The following is a 16,380-nucleotide window of genomic DNA, read 5'->3' on the forward strand; positions in this document are numbered from 1 at the left end:
CCTGCCCACCACTCATGAGGAGACGGCGCGGATGACCACGGATGCCCTTGCCCCCTGGCTGATCGTCGGTCTGGGGAACCCCGGACCGGGGTACGCGGCCAACCGGCACAATGTCGGATTCATGGTGGCCGATCTGCTGGCGGAGCGTATCGGCGGTACGTACCGGCGCGCGCAGAAGGCGCAGGCCCAGGTGGTGGAGGGGCGGCTGGGCGGCCCCGGGCCCGCCGGGCGCCGGGTGGTGCTGGCCAAGCCCGCCTCGTACATGAACCTCTCGGGCGGCCCGGTGACCGCGCTGCGGGACTTCTACAAGGTGGACACGGCGCACGTGGTGGCGGTCCATGACGAGCTGGACATCGACTACGGGGTGCTGCGGCTGAAGCTGGGCGGCGGGGACAACGGGCACAACGGTCTGAAGTCGATGACGAAGGCGATGGGGCCCGGCTACCACCGGGTCCGGTTCGGGATCGGCCGGCCGCCGGGGCGGATGCAGGTGGCGGACTTCGTGCTGAAGGACTTCTCGTCGGTGGAGCGCAAGGAGCTGGCGTACTTCGTCGACCGGGCGGCGGACGCGGTGGAGTCGCTGGTGATGGACGGGCTGGAGCGGGCGCAGGGCATGTACAACTCCTGACGCGCACGGTCCGGGACGCGCACGACTTCGTACGCGCGCAGCCCCCTGCCCCTCTGACACGCACAACCCTGACAAGGGGCGCATGGGCCCCCGTAACGCCCTTCGAAGGTTGACCTGGCGCGTTCCCATGACCAAGGATCCCGCCCTATGAGCCCTGTGAGCCCTGTGAAGCGGAAGAAGGGTGCCGGCAAGGGGAAGCGGAAGTCGGCCCGGTCCGCCCGTATCGCCTCGTTCGGACGTCAGGCGGCGATGGGCGCCGTCGTGGTGCTGCTGCTGGTCGCGGGGGTGTGGACATCCTGGGACGACGCCCAGCATGTGATGCTCGCGAAGGGTCGTGAGCACGGGACGCTGACGGTGACCGCGTGCGCGGACGGGGTGTGTTCGGGGCGGTACGTGGCGGAGGGGCCCGGCGGTACGGCGGGGCGGATGACCATCGCGGAGTCGGTCGCGGCGCGCAAGGGCGACGAGGTGCCGGTGGTGGTGAAGCCCGGGACGCGTGAGCTGGTCCGTACCGGGACGGGGGGCCTGCTGTACGCGTGGGTGCCGCTGGGCGGGGCGCTGCTGCTGGCGTCGCTGGTGATCGGCGGCGGGCTGCGGATGACGCGGACGGGGTGGGGCGCGGCGGTGGCGGGCGGGGTGCTGCTGGTGGCGACGTTCTTCGCGCTCTGAGCCGCGCATACGTTCCGTACGTACGCGCATACGCGCATACGGGTACGGGGCCGCCCCTGGCCAGGGGCGGCCCCGTACCCGTCTCTCCCCAGGGCTCAGCCGGTGTTGCGGAGCCCCGCGGCGACCCCGTTGACCGTCAGGAGCAGCGCGCGGCCGAGCAGCGGGTCGGCCGGGGCGCCGTTCTCGGCGGCGGCGCGCTGCCGGGCGAGCAGGGAGACCTGGAGGTAGGAGATCGGGTCCAGGTAGGCGTCGCGGATGGCGAAGGTCTGCTGGAGCGCCGGGTTGGAGTCGAGGAGCTTCTCGCCGCCGGTGATGCGCAGGACTTCCTGGACGGTGAGGGCGTGCTCGGCCTCGATGACCTCGAAGACGTGCTTGAGGTGGTCGGGGACGAGCGTGTCGACGTAGTGGCGGGCGATCCGCAGGTCCGTCTTGGCGAGGGTCATCTCGACGTTGGAGAGGAAGTTGCGGAAGAAGTGCCAGTGCTCGCGCATCTCGTCGAGGACCGTGTCGGGCCCGGCCTCGCGCAGCGCCTTGAGGCCGGAGCCGACGCCGAACCACCCGGGGACGATCTGGCGGGACTGGGTCCAGCCGAAGACCCACGGGATGGCGCGGAGCCCGTCGAGTCCGGCGCCCGAGTCGGGGCGGCGGGAGGGGCGGGAGCCGAGGTGGAGGTCGGCGAGCTGGTCGACGGGGGTGGCGGCGAAGAAGTACGCGGGCAGGTCGGGGTCCTCGACCAGTCTGCGGTACGCGCCGTGGGCCGCGTCGGAGACGATGTCCATGGCCGAGTCCCAGCGGGCCAGGGCTTCGCCGGACTGGCGGGGCGCGGTGTGCAGGGCGGAGGCCTGGAGGGTGGCGGCGACCGTCAGCTCCAGGTTCTCCCTGGCCAGGGAGGGGATGAGGTACTTGTCGGAGATGACCTCGCCCTGCTCGGTGACCTTGATCTCGCCTTCGAGGGTGCCCCACGGCTGGGCGAGGATCGCGTCGTGCGAGGGGCCGCCGCCCCGGCCGACCGTACCGCCGCGGCCGTGGAAGAGGCGGAGCCGTACGCCGTGCCGGTGGGCGACGTCGCGGAGCCGGCGCTGGGCGCGGTGGATCTCCCACTGGCTGGTGGTGATGCCGCCGAACTTGGAGGAGTCGGAGTAGCCGAGCATGACCTCCTGGACGTCGCCGCGGAGCGAGACGAGGCGGCGGTAGGAGGGGTCGGCGAGCATCTCGTCGAGGATGACGTCGGCGGCGCGCAGCTCGTCGGTGGTTTCGAGGAGCGGCACGATGCCGATCTTGGCCCAGCCGCCGTGGAGGTCGAGGAGTCCGGCCTCGCGGGCGAGGAGGGCGGCGGCGAAGACGTCGTCGGCGCCCTGGCACATGGAGATGATGTACGACTCGATGACCTCGGGGCCGAAGCGCTCGAAGGCCTGGCGGACGGTGTGGAAGACGCCGAGGGTCTTCTCGCCGGCCGGGTCGAGGGGGGCCGGGGTGGGGGCGAGGGGGCGGCGGGAGCGGAGTTCCTTGGCGAGGAGCTTCTGCCGGTACTCGCGGGGCATGTCGGCGTACCGCCAGGACTCCTCGCCGAGGCGGTCGAAGAGCTGGCCGAGCGCGTGGTGGTGGGCGTCGGCGTGTTCCCGTACGTCCATGGTGGCGAGCTGGAGGCCGAAGGCGGCGAGGGTCCGGATCGTACGGTCCATGCGGCCGTCGGCGAAGAGGCCGCCCCGGTGCTGGCGCAGGGAGGTCTGGATGAGGGTGAGGTCGTCGAGGAGTTCGGCGGTGCCGAGGTAGTCGCGGCCGTCCTCGTGGGGGATGTTGCGGGCCAGGCGCTCGCGGGTGTTGAGGAGCTTCTGGCGGATGCAGGTGGCCTTGAGGCGGTAGGGCTCCTCGGCGTTGAGGCGCTTGTAGCGGGGGCTGATCTCGGGGAGCCGGACGAGGTCGTTCTGGAGGGAGTCCAGGAGTTCGTCGGTGGCGCCGGTGTAGCGGATGGAGTTGGAGAGCTGGCCGCGGAGCTGGTCGACGAGTTCGAGGGCGTCGGTGATGCCGTGCTCGTGCTGGAGGATCAGGACTTCGCGGGTGACCTCGGGGGTGACGTTGGGGTTGCCGTCGCGGTCGCCGCCGATCCAGGTGCCGAAGGTGAGGGGGCGGGTGCCGGGGGGCAGCTCGACGCCGACGCGGTCGAGTTCGGCGACGAGGTCTTCGAGGACGTCGCCGACGGCTCCGGCGTGCAGTTCGTCCAGGTAGTAGATGGCGTTACGGGCCTCGTCGGCGGGCTCGGGCCGGACGACGCGGAGTTCGTCGGTCTGCCAGATCAGGTCGATGGACTCGGCGAGGCGGAGGTCGTGGCGGCGCCGGTCGGAGGCGAGGGCGGGGGCTTCGAGGAGCTCGGCGATCCGGCGGAGCTTGTTGAGTACGGAGCGGCGGGCGGCCTCGGTGGGGTGGGCGGTGAAGACGGGCCGTACGTTGAGGTTGCGGACGGTCGCGCGGAGGTGCTCGGGGTCGGCGTCCTTGAGCCGGTCGGCGGTACGGGCGAGGAGGCCCCCCTCGGCGGCGCGGCGCTCGCGCATCTCGCGGCCCCGGTGCACCTGCTCGGTGACGTTGGCGAGATGGAAGTAGGTGGAGAAGGCGCGGACCAGCTTGCCCGCGGTTTCGAGGTCGGTGTCTCCGAGGAGCTCCGCGGCGGCTTCGCCGTTCTCGCGCGTGAGGGCGCGGACCCGTTCGACGAGCTGGAGCAGCTCGGGGCCTTCCTGTCGTACGAGGGTCTCGCCCAGGAGGTCACCGAGACGGCGGATGTCCGCGCGCAGCTCGGCGCTGGCGGATGAGGTCTGGTCGGCACTGCTCACAGGTGCGGCTCCTTGCAGTGTTTGAGCACGTCTGGAGGGTTCTGGAGACTTCGCGGACCGCGCTGTCCGACGGTCCAAGGATAGGTGGCCTTCGCCTGACGTTATCCACAGGCCTCTTGCCTGGTCGTTCGGCGCTGCCATACTTGCGTTGCCGTAGGTTAAGTGCCCCTATCCGACCATCTGTCCGATTTACCGACCGCTCTCCGCTCCGGTAACTACCCCCCACAAGCGTCTCTCCCACATCACCATCCCCCCACTCCCCTCCTCACTCCAGGGATCCCCATGTCCACGCCGCCCGACGTACTGAACGACGCCTCCAACCCCTCACCCTCCGGTTCGAACGCGCTACCCTCCGCGACGATCGGCGGGGAGAGCAAAGGCTCGCTGGAGCAGTTCGCGCTGCTCGTCTTCATCGTGGTGCCGTTCCTCGCGGTGCTGGCGGCGGTGCCGCTGGCCTGGCGGTGGGGCGGGGTGAGCTGGCTGGACCTGGGCCTGATGGTGGGGATGTACTTCCTCGGCTGCCATGGGGTGACGATCGGGTACCACCGGTATTTCACCCATGGCGCCTTCAAGGCGAAGCGTCCGCTGCGGATCGCGCTCGCGGTGGCGGGCTCGCTGGCGGTGGAGGGCCCGCTGGTCCGCTGGGTGGCGGACCACCGTAAGCACCACAAGTTCTCGGACGCGGAGGGCGACCCGCACTCCCCCTGGCGGTTCGGCGAGACGCTGCCCGCGCTGCTGAAGGGGTTGTGGTGGGCGCATATCGGCTGGCTCTTCGACGAGGAGCAGACCCCGCAGCAGAAGTACGCCCCGGACCTGATCAAGGACCCGGCGATCCGTGCCGTGTCGCGCCAGTTCGTGCTGTGGACGATCGTCTCGCTGGGGGTTCCGCCGCTGGTGGGCGGTCTGGTGACGATGTCCTGGTGGGGTGCGTTCACGGCGTTCTTCTGGGGCTCGCTGGTGCGGGTGGCGCTGCTGCACCATGTCACGTGGTCGATCAATTCGATCTGCCACGCGGTGGGCAAGCGGCCCTTCAAGTCGCGGGACCGCTCGGGCAATGTGTGGTGGCTGGCGGTGCTGTCGTGCGGGGAGTCCTGGCACAACCTGCACCACGCGGACCCGACGAGCGCGCGGCACGGGGTGCTCAGGGGCCAGATCGATTCGAGCGCCCGGCTGATCCGCTGGTTCGAGGTGCTGGGCTGGGCGAGCGACGCCCGCTGGCCGAGCACCGCCCGCCTGGACTCCCGCCGCAAGAGCGCACCCGCCAAGGCATGATGGGCACCGTGGCGATCGACGGCGGTACGAACAAGCAGGGCAGCACGGAGAAGTCCCGGTCCACGGCGGGCCGGCGGGCCCGCAGGGTCCGGATGACCGGGGCGGAACGGCGCGAACAGCTCCTGGACATCGGCCGTACGGTCTTCGCGGAGAAGGGGTTCGAGGCGACGTCGGTGGAGGAGATCGCGGCGAAGGCCGGGGTCTCCAAGCCCGTCGTGTACGAGCACTTCGGCGGCAAGGAGGGGCTGTACGCGGTGGTCGTGGACCGCGAGATGCGCCAGCTCCTGGACATGGTCACCAGCGCCCTGACCGCGGGCCACCCCCGCGAGCTGCTGGAACAGGCGGCGTTCGCCCTCCTCGACTACATCGAGAGATATACGGACGGCTTCCGCATCCTGGTCCGCGACTCCCCCGTGGCCCAGTCGACGGGCACCTTCGCCTCCCTGATCAGCGACATCGCCACACAGGTCGAGGACATCCTCGGCATGGAGTTCAAGAACCGGGGCTTCGACCCCAAACTGGCCCCCCTCTACGCCCAGGCCCTGGTCGGCATGGTCGCCCTCACCGGCCAGTGGTGGGTGGACGCCCGCCGCCCGAAAAAGTCCGAGGTGGCCGCCCACCTGGTCAACCTGGCCTGGCACGGCCTGGAAAACCTGGAACCGAAGCCACGCCTGATAGGCCACCGGAAGGTGTGAGGGGGCGGGGCGCACGGGACCCGGGGCCGCCGTTGGTGTCAGCTTTACGGGGATGGTCACCCATTGTGATGACATAACCCGGATTCCGCCGCTACGGTGGAAGAGCAGGCCGATCATTACGTCCATGGGAGGAATCATGACCGCCGAGCCAGTCAGGGCCGCGCACCAGTGGCCTGTGCCCCCGCAGGACGGCTACACCGTGGACGATCTGTTCACCCTGCCAGGACTCCCGCCGCACACCGAGTTGATCGACGGGAGCCTTGTCTTCGTGAGTCCGCAGCGCGATTTCCACAGCATTGTGATCGATATGTTGGTGACCGGCCTGCGTCACACCGCCCCACCGGAGGTGAAGGTACGCCGGGAGATGACAGTGGTGCTCGACCGCCGCAACGGTCCGGAGCCCGATGTCTCCGTCGTTCGCGCCGAGGCGGTGATCAACCGCAGCGTGACCCGCTTCCAGGCAGCCGACATCCTGCTGGCCGTCGAGGTCGTCTCGCCGGACTCCGAGGCCCGTGACCGCGAGAGCAAGCCGCAGAAGTACGCGGCGGCCGGCATCCCGCACTTCTGGCTGGTGGAGATGGCCGGCGCCGACGAGCACGCGGTCGTACGGGTCTACGAGCTGGACCCGGTGACCAAGGCGTACGCACTCACCGGGATCCACCACGACCGCCTCAAGACCAGCGTCCCGTTCACCATCGACATCGACATCACGGGCGAGGCCCTGGACGCCCTCTGACCCCTCGTACCAGCCTGTCGGTTGAGGCAGGGTCGCCCCCCCGCCTCAGCCGCGTCCCGGCTCCCCGCCCCGCAGAAAGGCGGACGCCGCCTCGACGAATGATTCGCGGGACGCCTTGAAGTCCTTCCACTCCGGGTTCCGGTTTCCGGACCTGTTCAGCGCCGCCAGGCGCTCCAGCACGGCCCGCGCCTCCTTGACCGGTCCGACGCCCTCGACGTCGATGACATTGAAGGCGGCACGCGTGGCCACGTACGCGGTGTCCACCGCCGCGAGAGCCTCGGCCTCATCGGCGTACCGTCCCTCGACCCGGTACCAGGCGACCCGGGATTCGGCGTCCGCGGCGGTGAGGAACGCGGCGTACGCGTCGCGCCGAGCCAGATAAAGAATGTCACTCGCCATGGGAACTCCGTGCTGGCGGTCCGGACCGGACAGTGACCACGCTACCGGCGACGGATCGCGCCCCGCCCGCAAAGAGGGAAGTTCACCCTCAGTAGTCGGTGCCGGAGACCTCTGGGTTGTAGTAACGGACCGACCGCTCCGGCGCCCCGACGGGGCCACGCGGATACGACACGGCCCGCTGTCCGCCACCGCTGTCACCGCCCCCGCCACCACCGTCGCCGTTCGTGGGTCCGCAGGCCGCATCGGGTGCGCACGCCGTCTGGGGACTGCACGATTCGAACGACGGGTTGCAATCGGGCAGGCACTTCGGGGCCGCCGAGACGGCGGTGTCGGGGAACAGCGCCTGAAGTTCAGCACGGGCCGCCCGTGGAGAACGGCAAGCAGACGGCCACGGCGGAGGAGCTGCGGCAGTGGGCGACGGCCACGGAGCAGCCCGGGATCAGTGAGGAGCTGATCTCCCGTCTGGCGGGTCTCGAATCCCATGTCCGTTCCTGGCGGCGACAGCTCGCCTACGGGCACAAGCCCGTTCAGGAGACCATCAACACCGAGTTCGACCGGACCCGTACCTTCCGCGCCTGGGAGGGGGCGATGGTCGTGGGTTCCCTCCAGACCGCCGACTACGCACGGCATGTCTTCAGCCGCTACGCGGACCTGCGCCGCTCACCGCGTGATACCGAAGACGCCGTCCGGGCCCGCATAAAACGGCAGGCCGGTCTCTACGAGGCGGGGAACAAATACAAGATCATCATGTGGGAGGCCGCGCTGCACGCCCAGGTCTGCCCGCCTTCCGTGCTCGCGGCCCAACTCGACAGGCTGACCGGAGTGATCGGCATGGACACGGTGGAGCTGGGGATCATCCCCCTGGGGGCCCCGCTCAAGATCCCGCCGGCCAACGGTTTCTGGATCCTCGACGACCGGCTCGTCATCACCGAGGACTGGCATGCGGAACTGTGGGTGGACGACCGCGCCAGCCTCACCACCTACGCCAGGGTGTGGGACACGCTGAACGAGTCCGCCGTCTATGGAGCCGATGCCCGCCACGTCATCGCCCGAGCGGGCCGCATGCTCGACGCGCGATAGCCCGCACGGGCGGGGCTACGCCTCCTTCCGGGAGGCCGAGACCCACCGCGAGTTCATCGAGACCGGCACCGTCCCATGGGACCGCGCTGGGCGAGGTGCTGTTCATCGCGGGGGGGGAGGGGCATCCGGATCGGGGGGCCGGAGCAAAGGGGGGCGGCGGGGTCAGCATGCGGCGGTACGGGGGGACAGCAGGGCCGCCAGGGCGCAGGGGGCGAGGAGCAGGGCGAAGGCGGCGGCGTAGGCGGCCGGGGCGGGGGAGCCCAGAGCGAGTGTGGCGTTGAGGGCGGCGGAGGCGACGGCGAGCACCGTGATCTGCCCGAGGTTCTGCGTGGTCTGCATCGCGCCACTGGCGTAGCCCTGTTGGCCGGGCGGGCTGTGGGTGAGGGAGAGCAGGGTGAGGGACGGGGCGTACAGGCCCATCCCGACGGCCGCGACGACCATGGCGGAGGCGGCGGTGTACGCGGGCGTCCCCGGCAGCGTCCCGGTGACCGCGAGCCCGACCGCCACCGCCTGGATCAGCGCACCGGCCAGGACCAGGTGGTGGCGCGGGCGGTGCGCCGGCAGCCGGCCCTGTACCCAGGAGGAGCCCGCCCAGGCGAGCGCGGCCCCGGTGAAGGCCAGGCCGATCACCGGCGGCCTGGCGCCGCGTTCGGTGACGAGCAGCAGAGGTACGTACGCCTCCAGCGTGAAGAAGACCCCCGAGCCCAGGCCGCGGAGCAGCACCGTGGCGGGCAGGCCGCGCGCCGCCCGCCAGGTCGCCGGCGGGAGCAGCCGGTACGCGAACGCCGCGAGCAGCGCGAACCCGCCCGCCGCGTACGGCAGATGGCGCGCGTCCCACCCCGAGACCCCGTACTGCCCCAGGGCCGCGCCCACGCTCACCGCCACCGCGACCAGCAGTACCGGGCGCGGCGCCCGCTCCCCCGCGGATCCGGGACCGGCCGGCCACGCCGGGCCCCGCAGTACGGCGACCACGACCAGCGCCGGCAGCGCGGTGAGCGCGGCCAGGCCGAAGAACACCGCCCGCCAGGACGACCACTCCGCGATCAGCCCGGCGAGCGGGGGCCCGACCAGGGACGGAACGATCCAGCACGTGCTCATCAGCGCCAGCGCGCGGGGCCGCAGCCGCTCCGGGTACGCCTGCCCGATGGCCGTGTTGATCGCCACCGCGACCATCCCGCCCGCCAGCCCGTCCAGAAAGCGCCCGGCCGCCAACTGCCAGACCGATGCGCTGGCCCCGGAGACCAGCAGGGTGACCACGGCCAGCACCATGCCCGCCGCCAGCGGCCGTCGGGCCCCGGCCCGGTCCGCCCACTGCCCGCCCAGCACCCCGCCGAGCAGACCCGCCGCCACGAAGCACCCCGCGACCAGCGGATAGAGCGCCACACCGTCCAGGTCCCGTACGGCCGTCGGCAGCGTGGGGACGACCGCGAGCGCGGCGAGCCCGGTCAGGAACATCACCGCGGCGAAGCAGCAGGTGGCGCCCCGGAACGTCCCGGAGAACAGCCCCGGCGCGCCGCCCGGCGGTTCGGCGGCGGGCCCCTCGCCTTCAACAGGCTTGCTTGCAGGTCCAGTTGAGTTGCCGGGCGAACGGATCGGGTCAGCGGTCACGGGCGCCGACCCTACGCACACCGCACCCTCACGAGCGACGGATTTACGTGGCCACCGCGTCGCGGGGGTGGGCGGGGAGGCGGTGTGCCGTCCGGGGCGGGGCGGGGCGGTCAGGTGATGGGGAAGTTGAAATAGGTGTCCGGGTACGGTTCGGATGTGAGGGTGTAGTGCCACCATTCGCAGGCGTACGCGTGGAAACCGCAGGCCTCCATGATGGTCCGGAGGTGTTGGCGGTTCGTGGTCTCGGTCCGTGTGATGCCTTCCGCTCCGTGGTGGGAGATGACGTCCATCAGGTCGTGGCCGCCGCCCATGGGGGTGAGTCCGCCCGTGGTCAGGTCGTAGAGCGTCAGGTCCACGGTGCTGCCCCGGCTGTGGCCCGATCTGGTGGCTACGTAGCCTTGCTCGAACATCTCGGCTCTGGCGATGTTCGGGTAGTGCCGTGACTTCGTCCGGCCGTCCTCCGGCTGTCGTGACCAGCGCAGGAAGCAGTCGACGGCGCGCTGGGGGCGGTAGCCGTCCCAGAGCAGGAGGCCGAAGCCCAGGGACGCGGCCTTCTGCCGTGCTCGTTCCAGCGCCGCGCACAGGGCCCGGGTGCCGACGATGCGGTTGGCCAGATAGCCGTCCACGGGCTTGCCGGTGAAGTTGTCCCAGGTGGCGTACTTGGCGTCCCAGCGGATGCCGGGGGCCATCTCGTCGATGAAGACGAAGTCTTCCCTCAGGGTTATCAGGGGCTTCAGGGATTTCGGGGGCTTCGTCGGGGACATCGGGGTTTCCGGAGTCATCGGGGTTTCCGGTTCAGTGCCAGCGCTATCGTGCGGTCGATCACCTCGCCGAGCGGGACGCCCGCCGCGGCCATCATTCTCGGGTAGCGGCTGTACGAGGTCATACCGGGGAAGGTGTTGACCTCGTTGAGGACCACCGCTCCCCTCTCCGTGAGGAACAGGTCCACCCTGGCCAGTCCACGGCAGCCCAGGGCGCGGTAGACGGCCATGGCGGTCTGCTGGACCAGGCGGCGCGACTCCGCCGGGATGTCGGCGGGGACGATGGCCGTCGAGTTGTCGGAGCCGGTTTCCGGGGCGTCCTCCTGGTGGATGCGGAAGAAGCCGTGGGAGAGGGCGATACGGTCCACCTCGCCTGTCATCAGGTCCTCTTCGTCGCCCAGGACGGCGCATCCGATCTCGCTGCCGGTGACCGCCTCTTCGATGAGCACCTTCGCGTCGTACCGCCGCGCGTTCTCCAGCGCACCGGGCAGTTCCTCCGCCCGGGACACCTTCGTCACGCCGAACGACGACCCCGAACGGGCCGGCTTCACGAAGACCGGGTAGATGAGCGGGGCGGGGTCGATGGTCCCGCCCGGGGGGACGGTCCAGAAATTCGGTGTGGCGATCCCCGCGTTCCCGGCGACGACATACGCGAGGGACTTGTCCATGCAGAGAGCCGAACTCTGCACGTCACAGCCGACATAGGGGATGCCGGACAGTTCCAGCAGGCCCTGCGTGGCGCCGTCCTCGCCGAGCCTGCCGTGCAGTACGGGCACGATGACGTCCAGGGGGATCGTCTTGTATCGGTCCGATTCCGGTATCTGGTGCTGGTTCGGGTTCGGGTGCTGGTGCTCTTCTTGGGCTTGGGCTTGGAGCTGGACCAGCAGGCCTCGTACCGTGCTGTCCGGCGACAGCATGGCCGGGCGGCACGGGCCGTTCTCCCACTCCGCATCAGGGGCGGCGCAGAGTTTCCACGCGCCTTCCCTCGTCACGCCGACGTAGAACGGTTCGTACTTCGCCGTATCCAGGTTCCTGGCTATCTCCTGCGCGGACTTGACGGATATCGGGTGCTCTTCGGAACGGCCACCGAAGATTATCCCTACCTTCAGTCTGTTCGTGGTGGTGCTGTCCATATCAGGGGTCGTTTCCGCGTCAGGGGTCGTTTTCATGTCAGTTCTCGCTCTCGAATTTCAGGCAGTTGGCTATGGAGTTCTCGACCGTGTCGCTCAGGGCATGGTCCGTGTAGTACGCGGTGTGCGGGCTGATGAGTACGTTCGGCAGCTCTTGCAGGCGCAGCAGCGTCTTGCTTTCGACGGGGCTTTTCCGGCGGTCGGAGTAGAAGACTCCGTCCTCGCCCTCCAGGACATCCAGCGCCGCGCCGCCCACCCTGCCGCTTTCCAGCGCGGAGACCAGGGCCTCGGTTTCTATCAGCGCACCGCGCCCCGTATTGATGACGAGAGCGCCGTGTTTCATCTGCTCCATACGGCACCGGTTCAGGAGGTGGCGGGTATCCGCGTCCAGCGGGGTGTGGAGCGTGACGATGTCGCTCTGCCGCAGCAGGGCGTCCAGCGGAACGTAGTCGACGGGCGCCTTGGGGCGGTGGTCGTGGGCGAGTACGCGGCAGCCGAAACCCCGCAGTCTGCCGATGACCGCGGCGCCGATACGGCCGGTTCCGATCACCCCCACGGTCAGATCGCGCAGCTCTCGCCCGCGCACCTCACCCAGCCGGTAGTCGTGCAGGGCCGCCCGATGGATGATGGTTTTCGCGTCCCGTACCGCCATCAGCATCAGCATCACCGTGTAATCGGCCACGCTGTCCGGCGAATAGGCGACGTTCTCGACCGTGATTCCAAGACTTTCGGCGTATTCCACGTCGATATGGTCGAAGCCGATGCTCCGTGTGGAGATGTACCGCACGCCGGCCCGGTCCAGTGCGCGGAGGACGGCCCGGGTGAGCGGATCCTTGTGGCCGACGCTGACGCATCGGCCACCGGACGCGAGTGCGGAGTTGGATTCGGATGCCGGCGCTTCGGTGACCACCGGCGTCACGCCGGAAAAAGGCGCGAGCCGCTGGAACAAGGCGGCCTCGTCCGGGCCGCATCCATAGACGGTTATGCGGGGTGGTTTGTCGTAGGTCATGCCTCCAGAGGTCATACCTCCAGTCAAGAGTGTGTGGCGTTGCGGGGACGTATGCGGTTTTCCCTACACCGGCGATATGACGGCACCGCGATACGCGATATACGGCGGTGAATTGATGGGCGGTTGGCTCGGGGCTCAGGCTCAGCGGGCGCGCCGTCTCATATAGAGGTCGAACGCCCGGTAGACCATCGGCCGCAGGGGCAGGTCCCACTCGCCCACGTACCGCACCGCCCGGCCCCCGGTGCCGGCCTTGAACCGGACCAGGCCGACCTGCGCGTCGTCGGGGTCGAGGGTCGGGGTGATGCCGCGCAGGTCGTAGACGTCGCAGCCGGCGGCGAGCGAGTCCCGGATCATCGCCCACTGGCAGGCGGTCGAGCCGCGTACCTCGCGCTTCTCCGTGGCGGAGGCACCGTAGGCGTACACGGCGTGGGTGCCGACCCGGACCAGGATGGCTGCGGCGACGACATCGCCCTGGTGGCGGGCGAGGTAGAGCTTGATCCGTTCGGGGTCCTCCGCGCGCAGCGCCGCGAACATGGTCGTGAAGTACTCCAGGGGCCGGGGCGTGAAGCGGTCGCGCTCGGCGGTGTGGACGTAGAGGTCGTGGAACGCCTTCAGCTCCGCCCCGGCGATCGGGTGCCCGGCGGACTCGCCGGCGGCCGGGGCCCCGGCGGGCTCATCGGCGGTCGGGGTCCCGGCGACCGTCACCTCGACACCTTCCCTGGCCGCCTTCTTGATGTTGCGGCGCCAGAGCTGGTTCATGGACCTGAGCAGGTCGTCCTCGGTCCGGCCGGCCAGCGGGATCTCGTACTTGAACTGCGGATGGCCGGCCCCGAATCCGTTCTCCGGGTTCCGCGGCAGCCATCCGGCGGCCCTGAGCCGGGCGGTCACCCGGGCGCCGACCGGGTCGCCGTCCCCCTGACCGGGCAGGTCGGTCAGGCGCCTGATGGCCGGATCGGCGATGCCCTCCTTGATCTGGGCGGCGCTCCAGGTGTCCGTGCGCACCGGCGGGCCGAGCCGGATCGCGAACGCGCCGCGCGCCTTCAGGTACGCCGCCAGTGGTTCGAGCCACGCGTCGAGCTCGCCGGTCCCGCCGGTCCAGTCGATGACCGGGCCCTCGGGCAGATAGGCCAGCGTGAGGCGGTCGAGGTGGGGCACCGGGCGACGCAGCACGAGCCCGGCGCCGACCAGCCGCCGCCGGGCGTCGAACCAGCCGAGGGACTCGCCGCGCCACTCGGGCTTGACGCGGGCCCAGGCCGGGGTCTGGAGAAAGCTGGCCGACCGTTGCGCCCGTACGAACGCCAGGTGCTCGGCGGCGGCGATCGGTACGACGGTCAGGCGGCCCGAAGGCAGGCGGTCGGGGGGCAGGCGGCCGGAGGGCAGGCGCTCGGGCGGCAGGCGGTCGGGCGGCAGGTGGCCGGAGGGCAGGCGGTCGGAAGGCAGCCCCGCGTCTGGGACCGGACCCGGCCCCGTCGTACGTCGTGGTTCGCTGGAGGACATGGCGTCAGCCAAGGGGGCGCGGTGTTGCCCGCGCGTATGCGGTTTTCGATACGCCGCCGATACGCGCCCCCTCGTAGCCTTACGGACATGCGTGTGCTGATCGTCGAGGACGAGCCCTATCTGGCGGAGGCCATCCGCGACGGTCTCCGGCTGGAGGCGATCGCGGCCGATATCGCGGGCGACGGGGACACCGCGCTGGAGCTGCTGAGCCTCCATACGTACGACATCGCCGTGCTCGACCGCGACATCCCGGGCCCCTCAGGGGACGAGGTCGCCCGGCGTGTCGTCGCCTCCGGGAGCGGTCTGCCCATCCTCATGCTCACCGCGGCCGACCGGCTCGACGACAAGGCCTCCGGGTTCGGGCTCGGCGCCGACGACTACCTCACCAAACCCTTCGACCTCAGGGAACTCGTCCTCCGCCTCCGCGCCCTCGACCGGCGGCGCGCCCACAGCAGGCCACCGGTCCGGGAGATCGCGGGGCTGCGCCTGGACCCGTTCCGCCGCGAGGTGCACCGGGACGGGCGTTACGTCGCGCTCACCCGCAAGCAGTTCGCCGTGCTCGAAGTCCTCGTCGCGGCGGAGGGCGGTGTCGTGAGCGCGGAGGAACTCCTGGCCCGGGCGTGGGACGAGAACGCCGACCCCTTCACGAACGCCGTCCGCATCACCGTCTCCGCGCTGCGCAAACGCCTCGGCGAACCCTGGATCATCGCCACCGTCCCGGGCGCCGGATACCGCATCGACACGGCGCCCGGGGCTGCGTCCGGTACGGCATCCGCCGGAACGGCGCCCGACGGCGCGACGCCCCACGGCGCGACGCCCGACAACGCGGCGCCCGCCGTGACACCCCCGGGCTCGGCGCGGGAGGGCCGGGGGCGTGGATAGGCTCCCCGGGCCGAGCGTCCGTCTCAAGCTCACCCTCAGCTACACCGGCTTCCTCATGCTGGCCGGTTCCCTGATGCTCATCGCCGGGTGGCTCTTCCTGACCCGCGTCAAGCACATCGGGCTCGTCTTCCTCCCCGACTACCGGCTCTCCGTCGTGCGCGACTTCGCTCCGATGGCGGTCCTCACGATGGGGTTCCTGCTGGTGTTCGGGCTCGTGGGCGGGTGGTTCCTCGCCGGCCGTATGCTGGCCCCGCTGAACCGGATCACGTACGCCACCCGGCTGGCCGCGAGCGGGTCGCTCGCCCACCGGGTCGGGCTGCCGGGGCGCGGGGACGAGTTCCGCGAACTCGCCGACGCCTTCGACACCATGCTCGTACGGCTCGAAGCGCACGTCGCCGAGCAGCGGAGGTTCGCCGCCAACGCCTCCCACGAGCTGCGCACCCCGCTGGCCATCACCAAGTCGATGCTCGACGTGGCCCGCACGGACCCGGCCCACGACACCGGCGAGCTCATCCACCGGCTCCGCGCCGTCAACACCCGGGCCATCGACCTCACCGAGGCGCTGCTCCTGCTCAGCCGCGCCGAGCAGCGCTCCTTCACCCCGGAACCTGTCGACCTGTCGCTGCTGGCGGAGGAAGCGGCCGAAACGCTCCTCCCCCTCGCTGAGAAGCACGGCGTCACCCTCGAAACCAGCGGTGACATCGCCCGCGCGACCGGCTCGGCGGCGCTCCTGCTCCAGGTCACCACGAACCTCGTACAGAACGCGATCGTCCACAACCTGCCCGAGCACGGCACCGTACGGATCCACACCGCCGTCCGCCCCACCACCGTCGTGCTCACGGTCGAGAACACCGGCGCCCCGATCGCCCCCGCGCTCGCCGCGACCCTCACCGAACCCTTCCAGCGCGGCACCGAACGCGTCCACACCGACCGCGCCCACTCCGACCACCCGGGCGTCGGCCTCGGCCTGGCCATCGTCAGCACCATCACCCACGCCCACGACGGCACCCTCACCCTCACCCCCCGCCCCACCGGCGGCCTCCGCGTCACGGTGGCACTCCCCACGAGGCGCCCGCCCAGAGGGTGACCCGGAGGCGGCAGGACGCCGGGGCCCTTCGGGCGGGTCTCCAGCGCGTCCGGAGGCGGTGGGCCGGCCCGGCGTGGCGGCGGTGGCCGGCCCGCGGAGCTT

15 protein-coding genes are annotated in these 16,380 nt (G+C 70.7%); 8 read left to right on the plus strand and 7 right to left on the minus strand.

What is annotated here, in order from left to right:
• The first annotated feature begins 31 nt into the window (after nt 1-31).
• Together pth and AB0O07_RS21285 are read left to right on the plus strand one after the other, a co-directional pair.
• Nucleotides 32-628, plus strand: coding sequence for an aminoacyl-tRNA hydrolase (gene pth / locus AB0O07_RS21280; protein ID WP_365635523.1), 597 nt, complete (start codon nt 32-34; stop codon nt 626-628).
• A 249-nt stretch (nt 629-877) separates the two neighbouring features.
• The gene (locus AB0O07_RS21285) at nt 878-1,297 is read left to right on the plus strand and encodes a hypothetical protein (protein WP_365635798.1); all 420 of its coding nucleotides are present in this window, start codon (nt 878-880) and stop codon (nt 1,295-1,297) included.
• Nucleotides 1,298-1,392: 95 nt separating this feature from the next.
• Here AB0O07_RS21285 and ppc read toward each other — a convergent pair whose 3' ends face one another.
• Entirely contained in the window at nt 1,393-4,122 is a 2,730-nt protein-coding gene (gene ppc, locus AB0O07_RS21290) for a phosphoenolpyruvate carboxylase (protein ID WP_365635525.1), read from the minus strand.
• 282 nt (nt 4,123-4,404) lie between these two features.
• Between ppc and AB0O07_RS21295 the strand changes: the two genes are divergently transcribed.
• From AB0O07_RS21295 to AB0O07_RS21305, 3 genes are all read left to right on the plus strand, one after another.
• Entirely contained in the window at nt 4,405-5,394 is a 990-nt protein-coding gene (locus tag AB0O07_RS21295; RefSeq protein WP_365635527.1) for a fatty acid desaturase, read from the plus strand.
• Entirely contained in the window at nt 5,394-6,089 is a 696-nt protein-coding gene (locus AB0O07_RS21300; RefSeq protein WP_365635800.1) for a TetR/AcrR family transcriptional regulator, read from the plus strand. The genes AB0O07_RS21295 and AB0O07_RS21300 overlap by 1 nt, the downstream gene beginning before the upstream one ends.
• Nucleotides 6,090-6,225: 136 nt before the next feature.
• Nucleotides 6,226-6,825 carry a Uma2 family endonuclease gene (locus AB0O07_RS21305; RefSeq protein WP_365635529.1) on the plus strand — a complete coding sequence of 200 codons (600 nt, stop codon included), beginning with the start codon at nt 6,226-6,228 and terminating at the stop codon, nt 6,823-6,825.
• 45 nt (nt 6,826-6,870) lie between these two features.
• On the opposite strand, the gene AB0O07_RS21310 is transcribed toward AB0O07_RS21305, so the two are convergent.
• Nucleotides 6,871-7,224 carry a hypothetical protein gene (locus AB0O07_RS21310; protein WP_365635531.1) on the minus strand — a complete coding sequence of 118 codons (354 nt, stop codon included), beginning with the start codon at nt 7,222-7,224 and terminating at the stop codon, nt 6,871-6,873.
• A 366-nt stretch (nt 7,225-7,590) separates the two neighbouring features.
• Here AB0O07_RS21310 and AB0O07_RS21315 point away from each other — a divergent pair, with 366 nt between their 5' ends.
• Nucleotides 7,591-8,304 (plus strand): DUF5753 domain-containing protein, encoded by a 714-nt coding sequence (locus tag AB0O07_RS21315; RefSeq protein ID WP_365635532.1) that lies wholly within the window; start codon nt 7,591-7,593, stop codon nt 8,302-8,304.
• Between the two features lie 162 nt (nt 8,305-8,466).
• Here AB0O07_RS21315 and AB0O07_RS21320 read toward each other — a convergent pair whose 3' ends face one another.
• The 5 genes from AB0O07_RS21320 to AB0O07_RS21340 all read right to left on the minus strand — a co-directional run bounded on the left by AB0O07_RS21320 (nt 8,467) and on the right by AB0O07_RS21340 (nt 14,309).
• Nucleotides 8,467-9,807 carry an MFS transporter gene (locus AB0O07_RS21320; protein ID WP_365635802.1) on the minus strand — a complete coding sequence of 447 codons (1,341 nt, stop codon included), beginning with the start codon at nt 9,805-9,807 and terminating at the stop codon, nt 8,467-8,469.
• Nucleotides 9,808-10,022: 215 nt separating this feature from the next.
• A complete protein-coding gene (gene vanX / locus AB0O07_RS21325) occupies nt 10,023-10,631 on the minus strand; it encodes a D-Ala-D-Ala dipeptidase VanX (protein ID WP_365635804.1) in 609 nt (202 codons plus the stop codon).
• A 59-nt stretch (nt 10,632-10,690) separates the two neighbouring features.
• Nucleotides 10,691-11,806, minus strand: a complete 1,116-nt coding sequence (gene vanA, locus AB0O07_RS21330; protein WP_365635534.1) for a D-alanine--(R)-lactate ligase — start codon at nt 11,804-11,806, stop codon at nt 10,691-10,693.
• Nucleotides 11,807-11,843: 37 nt separating this feature from the next.
• Complete coding sequence (locus AB0O07_RS21335; RefSeq protein WP_365635535.1) at nt 11,844-12,812, minus strand: D-isomer specific 2-hydroxyacid dehydrogenase family protein; 969 nt, start codon at nt 12,810-12,812, stop codon at nt 11,844-11,846.
• 141 nt (nt 12,813-12,953) lie between these two features.
• Nucleotides 12,954-14,309, minus strand: coding sequence for a peptidoglycan bridge formation glycyltransferase FemA/FemB family protein (locus AB0O07_RS21340; RefSeq protein ID WP_365635537.1), 1,356 nt, complete (start codon nt 14,307-14,309; stop codon nt 12,954-12,956).
• Between the two features lie 87 nt (nt 14,310-14,396).
• Between AB0O07_RS21340 and AB0O07_RS21345 the strand changes: the two genes are divergently transcribed.
• Both AB0O07_RS21345 and AB0O07_RS21350 read left to right on the plus strand, forming a co-directional pair.
• Nucleotides 14,397-15,191, plus strand: a complete 795-nt coding sequence (locus AB0O07_RS21345; protein ID WP_365635539.1) for a response regulator transcription factor — start codon at nt 14,397-14,399, stop codon at nt 15,189-15,191.
• Nucleotides 15,184-16,278, plus strand: a complete 1,095-nt coding sequence (locus tag AB0O07_RS21350) for a HAMP domain-containing sensor histidine kinase (protein WP_365635541.1) — start codon at nt 15,184-15,186, stop codon at nt 16,276-16,278. Before AB0O07_RS21345 ends, AB0O07_RS21350 begins: the two co-directional genes overlap by 8 nt.
• The last annotated feature ends 102 nt before the right edge of the window (nt 16,279-16,380 follow it).

It is taken from the genome of Streptomyces sp. NPDC093085 (assembly GCF_040683935.1).
Lineage (GTDB): Bacteria > Actinomycetota > Actinomycetes > Streptomycetales > Streptomycetaceae > Streptomyces.

Coding starts and splice junctions, on each gene's coding strand:
- AB0O07_RS21295 (WP_365635527.1), top strand. CDS start 4,405: ATGTCCACGCCGCCCGACGTACTGAACGACGCCTCCAACCCCTCACCC.
- AB0O07_RS21340 (WP_365635537.1), bottom strand. CDS start 14,309: ATGTCCTCCAGCGAACCACGACGTACGACGGGGCCGGGTCCGGTCCCA.
- AB0O07_RS21305 (WP_365635529.1), top strand. CDS start 6,226: ATGACCGCCGAGCCAGTCAGGGCCGCGCACCAGTGGCCTGTGCCCCCG.
- AB0O07_RS21310 (WP_365635531.1), bottom strand. CDS start 7,224: ATGGCGAGTGACATTCTTTATCTGGCTCGGCGCGACGCGTACGCCGCG.
- AB0O07_RS21300 (WP_365635800.1), top strand. CDS start 5,394: ATGGGCACCGTGGCGATCGACGGCGGTACGAACAAGCAGGGCAGCACG.
- pth (WP_365635523.1), top strand. CDS start 32: ATGACCACGGATGCCCTTGCCCCCTGGCTGATCGTCGGTCTGGGGAAC.
- vanA (WP_365635534.1), bottom strand. CDS start 11,806: ATGGACAGCACCACCACGAACAGACTGAAGGTAGGGATAATCTTCGGT.
- AB0O07_RS21345 (WP_365635539.1), top strand. CDS start 14,397: ATGCGTGTGCTGATCGTCGAGGACGAGCCCTATCTGGCGGAGGCCATC.
- AB0O07_RS21335 (WP_365635535.1), bottom strand. CDS start 12,812: ATGACCTACGACAAACCACCCCGCATAACCGTCTATGGATGCGGCCCG.
- AB0O07_RS21285 (WP_365635798.1), top strand. CDS start 878: ATGGGCGCCGTCGTGGTGCTGCTGCTGGTCGCGGGGGTGTGGACATCC.